Below are 15,777 nucleotides of genomic sequence, written 5' to 3' on the forward strand. Positions count from 1 at the left end.
GGTAAGACCTCCCCGCAGGTGACCCGCGACGCGCCTCAACCGCTCGCCCCGGTGAACAACCCCCGGTGAACAACCCCCGGTGAACAACCCCCGGTGAACAACCCCGGGTGAACAACCCCGGGTGAACAACCCCGGGTGAACAACCCCAGGTGAACCACCGTCGTGGCATCTACAGCTAGCGTTGCAGGCGGGCGGCGGCGGCGAGGGCCCGGCGCAGGAGGTCCTGCTCGATCGCTGCGATCGGGGATGGGGCGGCGGCGAGCGAATCGATGCGCGCGCGCAGCGAGGCGATGGTGACGGTCTCGAAGGCCCGGGGTACGGGTGCGCCGTCGGGGCTTTCCGCCGCCGCGTCGAACAGGAACCTCACGAGGCGGTCGTCGGGGTCGAAGGGACGGCCCTGGCCGAGCGATTCGGGCCACAGCAGCGCCGCTTCCAGGTGACGGCGGGCGAGCGGGCGGTTCCCGGCCTCCAGTTCGTCGAGCGCGGCCCCGATGTGCAGGAATTCGTACAGGCGGTGGGCCTCGCCGGAATTCTCCGAGGGGAGTACGTGGGTGCCGGCAAGGATCCCGTTGGCCTCGCGGTACTCGCCCGCCTGGATGAGCCCCCGCGCGTGGATGAGTGCGAGGTTGAAGTCGTCCGGGAAGAGTTCCCGTCCCCGGCCGGACGCCTCGCGCGCCTCGGCCCAGCGTCCGGTTTGCTGCAGGTGCCGGACGAGGGAGATATGGAGGAGGCGGTTTCCGGGATCCAGCTCGACCGCGCGGCGGAAGTCGGGCCCGGGGTCGCCGCCCAGGGCCTCCGCCAGGTGCGCGCGCGCCGCGTAGGCGGGGCCGTAATCGGGCTCGTCGCCCAGGGCCGCCAGCACCTCCGCCGCCTCGGCGTCGCGGTCGAGTGCCCACAGGTTCAGGCCCAGCAGGTAGCGCCAGCCCCACTGCGGGTCTTCGGCGGCCGCCCAGCGCAGGACCGGCAGGGTCTCGGGGCGGTAGGGGAAGGCGAAGGCGGGATCGGCCTCCGCCCGCAGCAGCTCCGCGTCACTCGTCAGGAAGGCGAGCCAGACCGCGGCCACGGGGCCGCCGCCCACCTCGTCCGCCAACTCGAGCAGGCGCGCGGCATCGCCGGGCAGCCCGCGGTTCGCGTAGCCCACGGCGAGTTCCAGCAGCGTTTGCCCCGGAACCTCGCTCCGCATCGACGCGGTGAGGCGCGCCGCCTCCGCTCCGTCCGTCGCCTCCTCGTCGCCGGATCCCTCGGCCCGCGCGGCGAGATAGCGCTCGGCCAGCACGAAGTGGTTCAGCGGGTCGAGCTCCAGCACCTCCGCCTGCACGCGCGCCGCGCCCGTCTCGTCTCCCTCCAGGCGCGCCGCGATCGCGAGCACCTCGCGGGCCGGAATACCCACGCGGTCGTGGTCGAGCGCCAGCGCGGCGTGGCGGCGCGCTTCGGCCATGTCCCCCGCCTCCAGCGCCAACTCCGCCAGCCGAGTGCGGGCCGCGGCCCGGAACGCCGCTGACCGGGCGGCCCAGCCGAACGAGTCGAGCGCATCGGCGCGGCGCCCGAGGGCGAGGTACAGGTTGCCGGCGAGGAAGTTGGCCTCCGGATCGTAGGTGTCGAGTTGGAGCGCGCGCCGGGCGTGGGCGAGACCCTCCTCATGGCGGGCCGACCTCAGGGCCAGCGTGCCGAGACCCAGCAATGCCTCCCGGTTCCAGGGCTCGGCGGCGAGCGCCCGGTCGTACAGCGTCCGCGCGTCGGCATGGCGGCGGCCCCGCGCCAGCTCCCTTGCCTCGAACACCAGGCGATCCGTCTCCGGAAGCGCGTCCCACGCCTCGGCGTTCGTCCCGAACGGCCGGGACACCGAGGGCTCTCCGCCGAATCCGCACACCCCGGCGAGACCGGTCGCGCCCGGCCTCGAGCAGGCTTCCAGGCGGAGCCCCGGCACGGCAACGCGCCACGGGCGCCCGGGCGCGACGTCGACCTCGACCGTCACGGGACCCAGGGCCTCGAACGCCACCGCTCGGGCGGCGACCTGTTCGCCGGCCGACCATGCCTTCACGGTGTCGGCCCCGGATCCGAACGCCTGGACCACGACCCGCAGGCGGTCGCTCTCCCGTTCGACGTGCATGGCTCCGTGAGGCGAAGCGTCCGTGAGCCCGCCCGTCCCCTCCAGCGGGAACCACCACTCGGTCCAGCGGCTGGCCGAGAAGGGATCGAACCCGGCCTGCGAGACCGGGTTGCGGTGCGCTCCCGGCTGGTACTGCGCATGGAGCCGTCCGGCCTGGAACTCGACGTACTGCCCGTCGGTGTCGGTGAGGAGGTCCTCCCAGATGCCCCCCGCCCGCGAGAGCGCCCACAGCCACATCTTGCGCCCCGGCATCTCCTCGTGCGGGGCCCAGTGCCCCCAGCCGTAGTCCTCGTCGTGGTAGTAGCCGCCGAAGAAGTCGTTCAGCGCCCCGACGACGTGGTAGGACTTGTGTCCCCCGAACGCGTTGTTGCGGTAGAGCGGCAGGAAGCGTCCCTCCTCGTCTTCGGGCCACGGTCGCTCCCGCCCGGAGTGCTCCAGGTAGGCGTCGCCGGGCACGAACAGTTCCAGGTCGTCCTGCGCGAAGGCCGCGGCCGTCATCCAGTTGTAGTAGGGCTGCTCCAGCGGGGTCGGATTGTACCACAGGACGCGCGTCTCGAAGGCCGCGCGGTCCGGCGGAAGCCGGATCTCAACCCGCCACGGCGTCCGCGACGGGAGGTCGGTGGCGCCGACGATCGTGCTCACGCTGCCGTCCGCGTTCTCCCGCACCAGGTAGTCGACGGGCGTGGCGGTGGCCGGCGTGTGCCCGATGACGCCAAAGTTGAACTCGAGGCCGCCCGAGGTCCACGGGCCGCGCAGCGCGATATCCCGGAACTTCATCACTTCGTTCCGATAGATGAACTCGTGCCCGGTCGCCTTCACCACGGCCCCCCACACCTTGCCGCCCACTTCCGGAAGAACGAAGACCTCGATGAGGTCGTTCTCCATCGTCACGACCGTCCACTCCCGGGGCTCCGATGTCGCCGCGTACCCCTCGAACGTGTGGTAGGGGTACAGCCGCCGGTCGGTGGCCAGCACCGGCACGGGATTCGGATCCGAAAACGGATACGTATCCAGAACCCGCACCTCCTCGGAGATGCGAGCGCGCGGCCCCGGAGCGTCGCATGAGACGGCACCCAGAGCGGCACAAATGACACAGGCCCGGATCGCGGTTGTCCCACCGCCAATGTGCTTCATCGTTCCCCTATCGCCGGTGTTCAACGAACTCGTGAATCGTCAGGCCGACTTCGCGGGCGATTCTGCGGAGCAGTACGGGTGACACGTCCCGGCCGCCATGGACGGGTACGGTGGTTGCACGGCCATCAGGATGGCGGAACCGCTTGTGGGACCCCCGGTGTCGCACTTCCTTGAACCCGAGTGCGCCGAGGATCGAAATCACCTCGCGCGGCTTGAGGACAGGGACCGGCGGCACCCGAATCTAGGCCAGGACGACGGTCTGCGTACCTACGTACTCGCCAACGAGCGCGGGCGTCCCTTCCTCGAGAAGCATGGCGATCACTTCCTTGAGATTCCGGTTGAGTTCCTCAAGGGTCTCGCCTTGGCTGTGCGCACCCTGGAAACCGGGCACGTAGCCCACGTAAAGGCCCGTGTCGGGGCAGCGCTCCACGACGGCAGTGTAGGTTTGCATCGGCATAATCCTGTCCTCGTCCATCCCCGCCATTCTAGCCATTGCCCGTCGGGCCGGCCAACGGTCTTACAACGTTACGGTGGCGCCGTTGGAGGGGTCGGCGACGAAGAGGGCTCGGCGGTCGACGCCTCCGCGGGGGGCGTAGAAACGATCGATGAGGGCTTCGATCACGCCCTTCGCCTCGTTCGCGCTGCAGAGCGCGACCGCGCAGCCGCCGAATCCCGCGCCCGTGAGCCGTGCCCCGGCCGCGCCCGCATCGCGGGCGACGCCCACGATCTCGTCCAGAGCCTGCGTGCTCACGCCGAAGTCATCGCGCAGGCTGGCGTGCGATGCGTTCATCAGCCGGCCGAAGGCGGCCATGTTGTCGCCGCGCAGGGCGCGCTCGGCCTCGATCACCCGGCGGCCCTCGCTGGCCACATGACGAAAGCGCCTCGACAGCGTGAGCGGCAGCGACTTCCGCGCCCCGGTCAGGATGGATGCGAACTCGTCCTGGTCGGGTTCCACCACCTCCAGCCAGGACTTCCGGCCCACCCGTTCGAGGGCCTCCGCGCACTGGGCGCGCCGCTCGTTGTACAGCTCGCGGACTGCGCCCGCCTTCTCCGCGCGCGTCAACGACGAGGCGACGACCCACCGCCATCCCTCCGGCACCGGCACCGGCGTCACGCGCAGCGGTTCGAAGTCGATCCGCAGCGCGTGCCCCTCCTTTCCGCAGAGAGACGCGGCCTGGTCCATCCCGCCGCCCTGCAGGCCAACATACCGCTCGGCGCGGGCGAGGAGCGCCGCCAGTTCCAGCGCCTCCACCCGCGCTTCGTTCGCGTGCAACAGGGCCAGCGCAGATGCGACCACGAGGGCGGAGGAGGACGACAGCCCCTCCGCCACCGGAACGGTGCCCGTGACCGTTCCCCGGATGCCTCGCCGCAGTTCGACGCCGTGGTCGAGCAACCCCCTGGCCGCGGCCCTCACATAGTTCGACCAGTGTCCCCGGGGGGCGGATTCGGTGGCGCGGTCCAGCCGAAAGGCGAACGAACCGTGGACGGAATCGCCTTCGAGTTCGACCGTCCCGTGCCCCAGCGCCTCAAAGTCCAGGTGGACGTGTCGGTCGAGGGCCATCGGCAGCACGGGCAGGCCGTTGTAGTCGATGTGCTCGCCGATCAGGTTGATGCGCCCCGGAGCGGTCGCGACCCCGCTGGGCGGCGCCTGCGGTGGACCGAAGAGTGACGGCTGCGCCGAGCCGACCGGCTTCGCGTGAACGGGTGGCGTCCAGAGATCGACCGGATACGCGCCGGCCTCGGTCAGTTGCCGGAGCGAGACGGCGACGCGCTCGCGGTCTCCGGGGAAGGTGACGCCCATCCACCCCTGGCCGGCGGGCACCAGGCCGCAGCGCGTCCGTTCGGCGGCCGCGAGATCGCCGACGGTCTCCGACAGGTAGAACTCGTTCTCGGTCCCGGGGGACGCAGCGACGAAGTCCCGGAAGCGCTCCTCCAGCAGGGGCAGGATGTCGGGGAAGAACCCCCACAGGCCCATACACGCCTGGCTGTCCCCGTCCACTCGGATCGCCGCGCCGGAGGGCGTGCGCCCGACGACGCGGGGCCGGGCGGCCGGGGATTCGGCGCCTTCGCCCGTCCGCGGTGCGTCGCCGTCGAGGCGCAGATCCAGGCCTTCGGTCATGCGGAGCAGCGTGCCGTCGGGCCGCTCTTCGCACAGACCGCGCGACACGCCGCCGAAGGCCGACAGGGTGTTGGCCAGCGGGGAGGTCACCGCGAAGGCGCGGACGCCCGAGGGAGGATCCGCGAGGGCGTGCCCCAGGCGCTCGTACGCGACTCGCCCGTAGAAGTCGTCCGCGTTGCAGACCGCGAACGGGCCCTGGCGGGGCAGGGCCGTCGCCGCGGCCAGCACGGCGAATCCCGTGCCCCAGGGCCGAACCCGCCCGGGTGGGGCGAGCGGGACGAGGTCGGGGTGAACGAGACGCTGGCAGGCGAGGGAGAGAGAGACCCCCGCCGCCCGCATTGGACGCAGTCGCGCCTCGAACTCATCGCGCTGGCTCTCCCGCACGACGAGAACGAAACGCCCGAAGCCCGCGCGCACGGCGTCGTACACCGCGTATTCGAGCAGCGACCCGCCGCCCGGCCCCACCGGCTCGAGCTGCTTGGCGCGACCGAACCGGGTGGATCGTCCGGCGGCGAGGATCACCAGCGTCGGCCGCTCCGGCGGGTCGACCGACGCCATGTGCTTCATCGCGACATCTCCACCGTCCGCGCCTCGCCCGCGACGCGGAGCCCTTCAACGCGCGCCTGGACGGCGCCGTCGACGGCGGCCTCCCCGCACGCGACGATCGCGGGTAGCCGGGAGCCGATGCGCAGTCCGCGCCACGGAGAGGCGTCAACGAACTCCTCGATCGCGCCCAGCGCGAACAGCGGTCCCCAGCTCTGGAAGCGGTGCCCTCGCCCGCGACCGCTGCGCGCGTCGAAGTTCTCGCGGCAGAACCCCGTGCGCCGGAGGTCGGCCAGGAACATGAGCGCCCCCTTCCATGCCAGCTCGCTTGCGAGCTCGTCGAACCCGTACCGTCGCAGTCCCTGCAGCACGAGGTAATTCATGGGTGGCCAGATGGAGCCGCGCCAGTACTGCTGGTCCTCGAACGCGGGGTCGTCGCGCGAGATCGTGGGCAGCACCCACTCTCCCCCGAAGCGCGCGGGGTCGCGCAGCACACCGACCATGCGCCGCGCCCGCCGCGTTGACGGCACGCCGGCGATCAGGGGAAGGAAGTTCGACGCCGCCACGCGAGGAGAGTGACCGGCAGGCAGTCCATCCAGGTAGAGCCCGGCGGCTTCGGACCACAGCACCCGGTTCATCGTCGCGACGAGCCGGCGGCGCTCGGCCTCCAGCCGCTCCGCCTCCGCCCCGTGGCCCAGGATGCGGGCGATCCGCGCCAGACACTCGAGGTCCAGGGCTCGGTAGCTGCACAGGTCGACGGCGGACATGGCGAGGACTTCCCGCTCCGGATCCCATTCCGCCTCCTCCCACAGCGGCAGGTCGTCCTGGCCCGATTCCCACGCCGCGCGTTGGTGGCCGTCCGCGTCCGCCTCCCAGGCCGGGAGCCGCTCGCGCGGCGGAACCCGCGCCGTGTCCGAGCCCCACGCCAGCAGCCCGGGCGTGAGGCCCTCCCGACGCGGGCGCCCACCCTTGTCCGCCACCCACCAGTCGTTCCACTCGCGGAGCCCCGGCCAGGCCGCCGCGAGCGCGTCCACGTCGGGGCACACGAGGTGCAGCTTCAGCGCCGCGTACGACCCGATCGGGGGCTGCGAGCGGTCGGGCGTGCCGCCGCGCCGGCTCCTCCAGTTGGGCACGTTCCCGTTCGGATAGCGCGAGTCGAGCCCGGTGAGGAGCACGTCCCAGGCCAGCCGCCCCGACGCGGTGGCGAGCGCGAGGGCGTTGAAGAAGGAATCCCATCCGAACACAGTCCAGTCGTCGGGCCCCGCCGCGCCCTGTTTCACGCCCGCGCCCTCCGCCGTGCCGTCACCCTTCGCCGAGGCGTCGTCTGATTTCGGAAAGATCCAGCGGCGGCCGGCCGGCGCGTAGAGTCGACCCGTTTCCGGCTGAAGGAGAACCGTCCACATCAGGTGGTCCGTAACGGCCTCGACCAGTCCTTCAGCGGCCCCCGACGAACGTGGTCGGCGGCGGTCCCAGGCGCGGCGCGCGTCGTCGATCCAGGGGTCCAACTCCTGGAGAACGCGTTTGGCCCGGGCGAGGACAGCTCCGGATCGAGACGGCGTACCGCTCGGCTCCCAGACGACCAACGTGGCCGCACGGTCTCCGGCGCGCGGCGCGAACGCGGCGGCGATCTCCACGCCTCCCGGCGCGGCCCGCCAGCCATCGGACGCTTCCTCCCAGGTCGTCTTCCATCCCCACGGATTGTCCCCCACCAGCTCCACCCGGCCCGGCGCCCGCGCCACCGCCCGCAGCGCCACGGCGTCTTCGCGGCGCGCCCATTCCAGGATGAGCGTGCCCTCCCCGGGGCGGGAGTCGGACGAAGGCTCGGCGGCGAGATCGAACTCCATGCGCGCGTACGATCCGTCCGGCGCGTGGGGCCCGAGGCGGGAGACCATCCAGTACCAGTCCTCCAACTCCCGCCGCTCACCGCTCGGGGTGGTGAAGACGAGGCGGAGGCCGATCCCTTCTCCGGGCCCGGCCGCGAACACGAGCCCGGCCCAGCGCCGCGCCTCAAGCGCCCCGACGCGCATCACGCTAGCGGATGCCTTCGAGTTGGATGCCGCGCACGAAGTACCGCTGGGTGAAGAGGAAGAGGAGGGCGATGGGGAGCACGGCGGCGACGCCGGCCGCCATCTGGTAGGGCCAGTTGATCTCGTAGGTCGAATGGAAGGCGGCGATCCCCACCTCGACGACGCGCATCTCCATGGAGCGGGTCACGAGGAGCGGCCACAGCAGGTTCTTCCACGCGTCGACGAACGCGAACAGCGCGAGCGTGGCCACGGCGGGCTTCGCGAGCGGCAGGGCGACGCTCCAGAAGATGCGCACGCGCCCGGCCCCGTCCACGCGCGCGGCGTCCTCCAGCTCGCGCGGCACCGTCCGGAAGTACTGCCGCATGAGGAAGATGCCCCACACGGAGACGAGTTCCGTGGAGATGAGGCCCTGGTAGGTGTCGATCCAGCCGAGGGCCTCGATCATGAGGAAGCGGGGGATGAGGATGACGACCGCGGGCACCATCATCGTCGACAGAAAGAGCATGAACAGCCCGTCCCGTCCGGGGAAATCGAGGCGGGCGAAGGCGTACCCGGCGGTGGCCGAGGTCGCGACCTGGCCCGCCGCCACCGCGGTCGCGAACACGAGCGAGTTCAGGAAGTAGCGCCCGAAAGGCTGGACGGTCAGCGCCTCCGGATAGTTGGACCACCGCGGCGACCGCGGCAGGAGACTGCCGCCGGCGAACACCTCGAGTTGTCCCATGAGGCTGGTGAGCGCCATCCAGGCGAAGGGCGCGGCCATGACGAGGCAGGCCGCGGCGAGCAGGAGCCCCCGGGCCGTCCGGGGCGCGATGGCGCGGTCAGCCATGGGCGCGCCGCGTATCGAGGAAGCGGAAGTGCAGCCAGGTGGCGGCGAACACGACGGCGAACAGCATCCAACTCATCGCCGCCGCGTTGCCGAACTGCAGGAACTCCCACGCCTCGCGGTAGATGTGATAGACGGCGACATCGGTGGCGCCCAGCGGGCCGCCCTCGGTCATCACGTAGACGAGTCCGAACACCTGGAAGGACCCGATGACGGACGTGACGAGCACGAAGAACAGGGTGTGGCGGAGGCCGGGCAGGGTGACGTGGCGGAAGCGCTGCCACGGCCCCGCGCCGTCGACCCGGGCCGCGTCGTACCAGTCACGGGGGATTGCGGCGAGGCCCGCCTGGAAGACGACCATCTGGTAGCCCACGACCATCCAGACGCCGATCGCCATCAGGCTCGTGAGCGCGGTGTCGGGCGAGGTGAGCCACGGGACGGACTCGAATCCCGCGCGTTCCAGGCCCCGGTTCAGTAGCCCGTACCGGTCGCTCAGCAGCCACTTCCACACCACCGCGATCGCCGCCACGCTCGTGATGCCGGGGAGGAAGAGGGCGAGCCGGGCCCAGCGCATGGCGCGGCGCGACCCGCGGGTGAGGAGCGCGAGGGCGAGGGCGAGGGCCATCGCGGCGGGCACGTGCAGCGTGAACAGCGCCGTGTTCCCGATCGCCGACCACCACTCGCCGTCCGCGAGCAGCGCCGCGTAGTTGTCGAATCCGAGGAAGAGCGGCGCGGGGTCGATGAGGCGCCATTCGTGCAGCGAGATCCATAGCGAGAAGACGAGCGGCCCAAGGGTGAACGCGAGGATGAGGGCCGCCGCCGGCGCGAGGAGGCCCCAGGCCGCGAGGGTTCGACGCAGCGCGCGGGGGCGGGCCGCGAGTTGCACGAGGTGGAGCGCCAGCACGACCAGCAGGGTCGCGAGCCCGCCCGCGGCGGCCAGCGCGAGGGCGGGCGAGGCGGTCCGCTCGTATCCGAGGAAGGCGAGGTGGACGTCGGCGGCGCGGGCAACGTGCCACGTGGCGCCGTCCGCTTCCACCGTGTACGGCGTCCCCGCACGCGTGCCGGCGGGCTGCGTGGCTCGGTCGGGCGAGGCGGCGATGGCGGCCGCGACGCCGGCCGGCATGGTCCACTGTGGCTCCGCGGACTCCAGCGCGCCGTCCGCGGCCCACGGGAGGTGGGCGACCCGGGCGGCCCGGGCCGGATCTGCGCCGCTGGCCAGGGTCGACTCGACGGCCCGCGCGCCCTGGGCCACCGTGGCGCCGCTCAGCGATCGGAGTTCGCCGTCCGCCCACCGCGCGGCGGCGACCGCCGTCAGCGCGATGCAGCCCACAGAGAGGAGCGCGATCTCCGTCGGGTAGCGCCGGCGCGTCGGCCCGCGGCGCCTGGCGACGGCCCACCCCGCCATGAGGGCCGCGCCCGCCAACGCGATGGCGCCGGCCGCGCCAGGTAGGGCGCCCAGCGGGCCGTCCGCTGGGCGCGGCGCGACCGCGATCCAGGCGGCGGCGTCGAGCGCACCGGCCTCGTGGGCGTATGCCCCCGTGCCGTCACCTCCGGCGCCCGCGCCGAGGATCGCCGCCCGTTCACCGAGCAGCCCGGCGACGGCTGGGGCGCCGCCCCCCTCCTCCCACAGCGTGGCCGCCATGCGCGCTTCGGCTTCCGCCGCCGCGGCCCGCACGCCATGCACCCGGCCCGCGGCGATGGCCAGCACCATCGCCAGACCGGCGGCCAGGACGACGGCGGCGAGGGCGGCGAGAACCGGCGGCCGCGCGCCGCTCACCGCCCGAACTCCGCGTCGATGCGGCGGGCCACGTCCGAGGCGCTCGAGGCGAGCGGTTCTCCCCGAATCAGGCGGCGGTCCATGATCTCCACCGCCAGCGCCTCGATGCGGGAGAAGTCCCGCACCCGGGCGCCCCACGTCATCCGCGCGCCCTCCACAAGCGCGATGAACGCGGCCTCGACGCCGGAACCGTCCGCCGCCGCGATCTCCGCCGCCACATCGATCCGCGAGGGGATGGCGAGTCCCGACCGCGCCCGAATACGCTGCGCGTCGGGCGAGGCGAGGAAGCCGGCGAGGTCGATGGCCCGGCGCAGGTTGGGGGCGTTCGGCGGCACGGCCCACCCGGACGCGTACAGCACGCTGGTCGCCGCCGTCCGCGAGGGGTGGTGCGGGATGGGGAGGATGGCCAGATCCAGGCCGCCCGTCTCCACCAGATCCCGGAACACGGGGAGCGTCCAGTGGCCCGAGAGCAGGAACGCCTGTCCGCCCGACGCGAAGCGTGCCTCCCGCGCGGGGTCTCCCTGCTGCACGAACTGCGCGCCCGGCGTGAGGCCGTCCTCCGCCAGGGCCGTGAGGAAGCGGTATGCCTCGAGCGCTTCCGGCCCGTCCAGGTATCCCGCCGCGCCGCCGCCGCCGGGCGCGAGGATGTCGCCTCCCGCCGACCACACGAACGGCACCCACTGGTACAGGTTGCGCGGAAAGTCGAACCCGAACACGTCCTGCCGGCCGTCGCCGTCGGTGTCTGCGGCGACCGTCTCCGCGGCCCGCCGGAAATCCGTCCACGTCCAGCCGGCCGCGGGCTCGGCGGTCGACGGCGCCACCGGCAGAAGGGCCTCGACCCCCGCGGCGGCGAGCACGCTCCGGTTCGCGTACAGGACCATCGGCGTGAAGTCCTTCGGCAGCGCGAACATGGATCCGCCCCGGCGAAACGCGTCCGCCACCTGCCCGAACACGCTGTCCGTCCGAAAGCCGAGCGCCTCCATGTATGGCGCGAGATCCAGCGCCAGTCCGCGCTCCACGAAGGTGGGGATGTCCGGCGAGTCCATGAGGTAGACGTCGGGCGGACGCCCCGCCGCGATCGAGGTCAGCAGGCGCTCCTCGTATCCGTTGGGAGCCGACTCGAGCGCGATGCGGACGCCGGGGTGCAGCGCCTCGTAGCGGTCGGCCACTTCCCGCTCGATCTCGAGTTCGTGTCCACCGGCCCAGAGCGCCACGCGCAGCACCGTGTCCGATTCGCCGGGCGCACAGCCCGCCGCCGCGAGGATGAGGGCGGCGAGAACAGGGCCGGCGAGGACTCTGGCGGCGCGAACGGCCGGGAGGGGCCGGCGTGCGCGCGGCGGTGGGCGCGTCATCGGGGGCCCGGTCGGTCGGTCGGTCGGGGCGCGGCCTGCTCGCGGTGGCCATCCGGACCGAACAGGTGGCTGCGCTCCCACGCGACCGACACGCGCACCCGGTCGCCGGGAGCGACTCGGAGGGCGGGGCCCGCGCGCGCCACCCACGCCGCGTCGCCGGGGCCGTCCAGGTGTACGCGCTGCTCGCTGCCCAGCGCCTCCACGCGGAGCGCGGTGGCCCGGAAGTCGCTCGCGTCGTTCGCGTCGCTCGCCTCGCTCGAATCGTGCCCCCCGCCTGGGACGACGGCGAGGTCCTCCGGCCGCACCCCGAGCGTCGCCCGGTCGAGGCCGGGCGACCCGTGCAGGGCGAACGGACCGCCCGCCAGCCGGCCCCCCTCGTCTCGGGACAGGAGGATGCGGTTGATGGGTGGCGACCCCACGAATCCCGCCACGAACAGGTTCGTCGGCCGGCGGTAGACCTCCTCCGGCGTGCCCACCTGCTGGAGCCGGCCGCGGTCCATCACCGCGACCCGCTGGCCCAGCGAAAGCGCCTCCACCTGGTCGTGCGTCACGAAGATCATCGTCGTGCCGAGGCGCCGGTGCAGGGCGGCGATCTCGTCGCGCGTCCGCAGGCGAAGTTCCGCGTCCAGGTTCGAGAGCGGCTCGTCGAACAGGAACACGCCCGGGTCCCGGACCATGGCCCGCCCCAGCGCGACCCGCTGGCGCTGTCCGCCGGACAGTTGGCCGGGCTTCCGCGACAGCAGTTCGGAAAGGCCGAGCGCGGCGGCGGCGTCCGCGACGCGCCGCTCGATCTCGTCGCGCGGCGTGCCGCGCACCCGCAGGCCGAAGCCCAGATTCCCGGCCACGGTCATGTGCGGGTAGAGCGCGTAGCTCTGGAACACCATGGACACGTCGCGAGCGCCCGGCTCGACGTCGTCCACGCGCCGCCCCCCGATCCACACCTCTCCGGCCGTGGGTTCGATGAGCCCGGCGATGAGGCGCAGCAGCGTGCTCTTCCCGCACCCCGAAGGTCCGACCAGCACCACCAGCTCTCCCGGCCGGACCTCCAGGTCCAGCGCCCGGACGGCCGCGACGTCGCCGTAGCGCTTCTCCACGCCGCGCAGCTCCACGCCCTGCGGCGCGCGGGTCACGAGACCCACCGGATCCACGGCACCCGCAGCGCCTCGCCGCGCGGCCCGTCGAACCGCTCGCCGTCCACCTCCACGCTCACCCGTTCGGGCGCGACGTCGACGGACACGGTGCGCCCGCGCGCGATGACCGGTCCCAGCGACACGTGCGCGGGACCGTTCGGCAGCGGCCGCACCTCGACGCCCCTCGCGTCTACGTGAAGCCCGCCGAATCCGCGCGCCAGCAGGTCGAGGATCCACGAATGCTGGTAGTCGTCGATCCCCCGGAAGTGGCACGCGCGCCCCGTGTGCGGGTTGTAGTGCTCGAAGCAGTTCGGGCGCGAAGCGTCGCCATCGGTGAACATCATGCGCGCGAAACGACGCAGCATGTCGGCCGCCAGCGCGCCCGCCCGCCCGTTCGCCCGCGAGTTCCCGCCGCGCGAGCAGCGCAGCAGCCCTTCGATCACATGGCTCGTCGTCATCGGCCAGACGCGTCCGTTCCACGGGCAGTTGCGGCGCTTCCCGCGCCAGATGCCCTCCGCCGAAAACCGCGGGTCGTCCACGCTGGACGAAGGCAGGGGGAAGCGCGTGCCGAACGTCGCCGGATCCTCGAGGTGATCGAGAAGGGCATCGAGCCGCGCGCCCTCGACCCCTCCGGTGAGCAGCGGATAGAAGCCCACTGCCGCCTTCACGCCGGTCCGCTCGCCGGTGCGTCCGTCCACGTCCGTGAACAGCCCGGCCTCCGCCGACCACATGCGCTCGTCGATCGCCCTCCGGCACCGGGCCTCGAGCCCGCGCCACTCGGCCTCGTCACCGGACCGCTCCAGACGACGCGCGACCGTGCCGAGGGCGCGAAACAACTGGTGCGCGTACACCGTGACGTCGATCCCCTTGAGCCGCAGCCGGGGACGCCACCCCGCCACGTCCGCCTCCTCGTCCACGGCCATGTAGCGCGACATGTACTCCTGTCCCGTCTCGAAGTGGTTCGTGACGGTGAACATCCCCGACGCCTCCGGGTCGCGCGCCGCCACGAGCCAGCGGGCGTAGCGCGACAGTCCCTCGTAGCAGCGGGCCAGCGCCGCCGCATCGGGGTGCATGTCATCGACCGCCAGCAGCGCGTCGCCCCAGTTCGCGTGGTAGAAGTCGGTCCCCTCGAGGCGCTCCGGATAGAGGCGCCCGTGGAAGGAGCCGCCGGGCTTCTGGTTGTCGACGAAGTTCAGGAGTGAGCCCCACGCCTCGCGACCGCCCTGCCGCCAACGCATCTCCATCATGTGGCACTGCGCGCTGTAGGCGATCGGCACGTGGAAGTACTCCGGGCCCTCGGCGATGGCGGGGCGCCGCACCGGGCCCCACGGACCCTCGATCCGGTTCAGGCCGAGACCGTAGATGCGGTAGTCGAAAGTGCGGTCCAGATACGGATCGCCGCACCGGAAGTGGGGGAAGTCTCCGAAGAAGGACTCCCAGGCGGAGGTCGCCCCAGTCTCGCCGGGCGCGGATGTCGGGTACGCTGGGGCCGGGGACGTTGGCGCCGGGGACGCTGGCGCCGGGGACGTTGACGGCGCGCGTCGGGGTGCGGTGCTCGGGAGCTGGAGCGTCAGCCGGAGCGTCGGCGGGCCGCCGTCGTTGACGCCCGCCAACGGAAGAGCGACGGCGATCCAGATCCACCCGGAGCGGCGCGCGTCCGCCGCCTTCCCCGCGCCGCCTCCGCCCTCCTCCGCGAAGGGGGAGTGCCGCCATTCGGGCGCTCCGCGACCCTCGGACGGCGCGATGCGCCGCCATGCGGGCGAAACGGAGCCCGCGAGCTCCATGCGCAGGACCAGTTCCTGCCCCCGCCGGTCCGAGACGGTCCGCGTCCAGCCCACGCCGTCCGCCGTGGGCGCCACCCCGGCCGTCGCGTCCGCCGGCTGCGCGGTGAAGCCGACGAGATGGCCCTCGAAGCCGCCGGGGATGTCCCATGCGGATTCCAGGATTCCGCCCGGCAGCACCTGGCGGCGTTCCTCGACGAGGACGTCTCGGTCGTCCAGCCACCCGACGATCAGCCGCCCGGGCCGCCACCTGCACCTGCCGGGGGCCGGCTCGCCACCGCCCCTGCCGGGCGCCGCTCGACGGAGCCGGCTCTCCCGTCCGTCGGAGCCTGTGAGGGCCACCGAGAACCCGGGCCCGACCTCGTGCTGCAGCAGGTGCGCCGGATCCCAGAACCCCGGCCGGTGCAGCCAGCGCGGGAACGGCGGCGCCCACACCACGCCGTCCAGTCCCCCCAGGAACCACTTGTCATCGCGAGCCAGCGCCGCGATGCGAGCCTTCGGCGAAAGGGCGGAACGGGACGGGGGGTCGTTCATGGCAACACCATCGAGCCGCTCCGGTCGCCGGTCAACGGGCCGAGGGGTCCGGCCCCGGTGCGCGACGCCTCCGGGTCGCGGCGGTCTGACACTTCCTCACGGCGAGGCGCGTAGGCGCGCACAGGCCCCCGCGTCGCCCGTAGCGGTGGCCCGGCCGCGCGGCGATACGCAGCCGCGCCGCCTGCAAAACCCGCTTTCAGCGTCTGGAGGAAAAGATGTCCCGGAATCGCCACTCTCTCGGCCGCCCTTCGCGGCGGATCGCCCTCGCGGGCGCCCTGTTCTGCGGCTTCACGTCGGCGGGTTGCATCTTCCTCGGCGACAACGAGTCGCGGGACGAAGCGGAAGTGCGGGAAGACCTGCGCGATGCCGCCGACGACATCGCGGCCAGCATCACCGACGCGGTGGAAGAGATCGGCGAGCACATGTCCGACTTCGCCGAGGACCTGA

General features: G+C 72.7%; 11 protein-coding genes. 1 reads left to right on the forward strand and 10 read right to left on the reverse strand.

The features are described 5' to 3' along the window. Positions 1 to 175 precede the first annotated feature (175 nt). From OXN85_08715 to OXN85_08760, 10 genes are all read right to left on the reverse strand, one after another. Positions 176 to 3,133 (reverse strand): DUF5107 domain-containing protein, encoded by a 2,958-nt coding sequence (locus OXN85_08715; GenBank protein MCY3600040.1) that lies wholly within the window; start codon positions 3,131 to 3,133, stop codon positions 176 to 178. Between the two features lie 118 nt (positions 3,134 to 3,251). Next, positions 3,252 to 3,479: a type II toxin-antitoxin system HicA family toxin gene (locus OXN85_08720; protein MCY3600041.1), complete on the reverse strand. Its 228-nt coding sequence runs from the start codon at positions 3,477 to 3,479 to the stop codon at positions 3,252 to 3,254. A 6-nt stretch (positions 3,480 to 3,485) separates the two neighbouring features. After that, complete coding sequence (locus tag OXN85_08725; GenBank protein ID MCY3600042.1) at positions 3,486 to 3,695, reverse strand: type II toxin-antitoxin system HicB family antitoxin; 210 nt, start codon at positions 3,693 to 3,695, stop codon at positions 3,486 to 3,488. 66 nt (positions 3,696 to 3,761) lie between these two features. Beyond that, positions 3,762 to 5,930, reverse strand: a complete 2,169-nt coding sequence (gene galK, locus OXN85_08730; protein MCY3600043.1) for a galactokinase — start codon at positions 5,928 to 5,930, stop codon at positions 3,762 to 3,764. Next, the gene (locus OXN85_08735) at positions 5,927 to 7,933 is read right to left on the reverse strand and encodes a trehalase family glycosidase (protein ID MCY3600044.1); all 2,007 of its coding nucleotides are present in this window, start codon (positions 7,931 to 7,933) and stop codon (positions 5,927 to 5,929) included. The genes galK and OXN85_08735 overlap by 4 nt, the downstream gene beginning before the upstream one ends. Positions 7,934 to 7,937: 4 nt before the next feature. Further along, complete coding sequence (locus OXN85_08740; protein ID MCY3600045.1) at positions 7,938 to 8,759, reverse strand: carbohydrate ABC transporter permease; 822 nt, start codon at positions 8,757 to 8,759, stop codon at positions 7,938 to 7,940. Next, the gene (locus OXN85_08745; protein MCY3600046.1) at positions 8,752 to 10,533 is read right to left on the reverse strand and encodes a sugar ABC transporter permease; all 1,782 of its coding nucleotides are present in this window, start codon (positions 10,531 to 10,533) and stop codon (positions 8,752 to 8,754) included. Before OXN85_08745 ends, OXN85_08740 begins: the two co-directional genes overlap by 8 nt. Next, positions 10,530 to 11,885, reverse strand: a complete 1,356-nt coding sequence (locus tag OXN85_08750) for a sugar ABC transporter substrate-binding protein (GenBank protein ID MCY3600047.1) — start codon at positions 11,883 to 11,885, stop codon at positions 10,530 to 10,532. Before OXN85_08750 ends, OXN85_08745 begins: the two co-directional genes overlap by 4 nt. Next, positions 11,882 to 12,994: an ABC transporter ATP-binding protein gene (locus OXN85_08755; GenBank protein ID MCY3600048.1), complete on the reverse strand. Its 1,113-nt coding sequence runs from the start codon at positions 12,992 to 12,994 to the stop codon at positions 11,882 to 11,884. Before OXN85_08755 ends, OXN85_08750 begins: the two co-directional genes overlap by 4 nt. A 17-nt stretch (positions 12,995 to 13,011) precedes the next feature. Beyond that, positions 13,012 to 15,330: a hypothetical protein gene (locus tag OXN85_08760; GenBank protein ID MCY3600049.1), complete on the reverse strand. Its 2,319-nt coding sequence runs from the start codon at positions 15,328 to 15,330 to the stop codon at positions 13,012 to 13,014. A gap of 215 nt (positions 15,331 to 15,545) precedes the next feature. Here OXN85_08760 and OXN85_08765 point away from each other — a divergent pair. Continuing rightward, the coding region (locus OXN85_08765; protein ID MCY3600050.1) for a hypothetical protein at positions 15,546 to 15,777 on the forward strand (232 nt) is incomplete at its 3' end.

This window comes from Candidatus Palauibacter australiensis, from assembly GCA_026705295.1.
Classification (GTDB): domain Bacteria; phylum Gemmatimonadota; class Gemmatimonadetes; order Palauibacterales; family Palauibacteraceae; genus Palauibacter; species Palauibacter australiensis.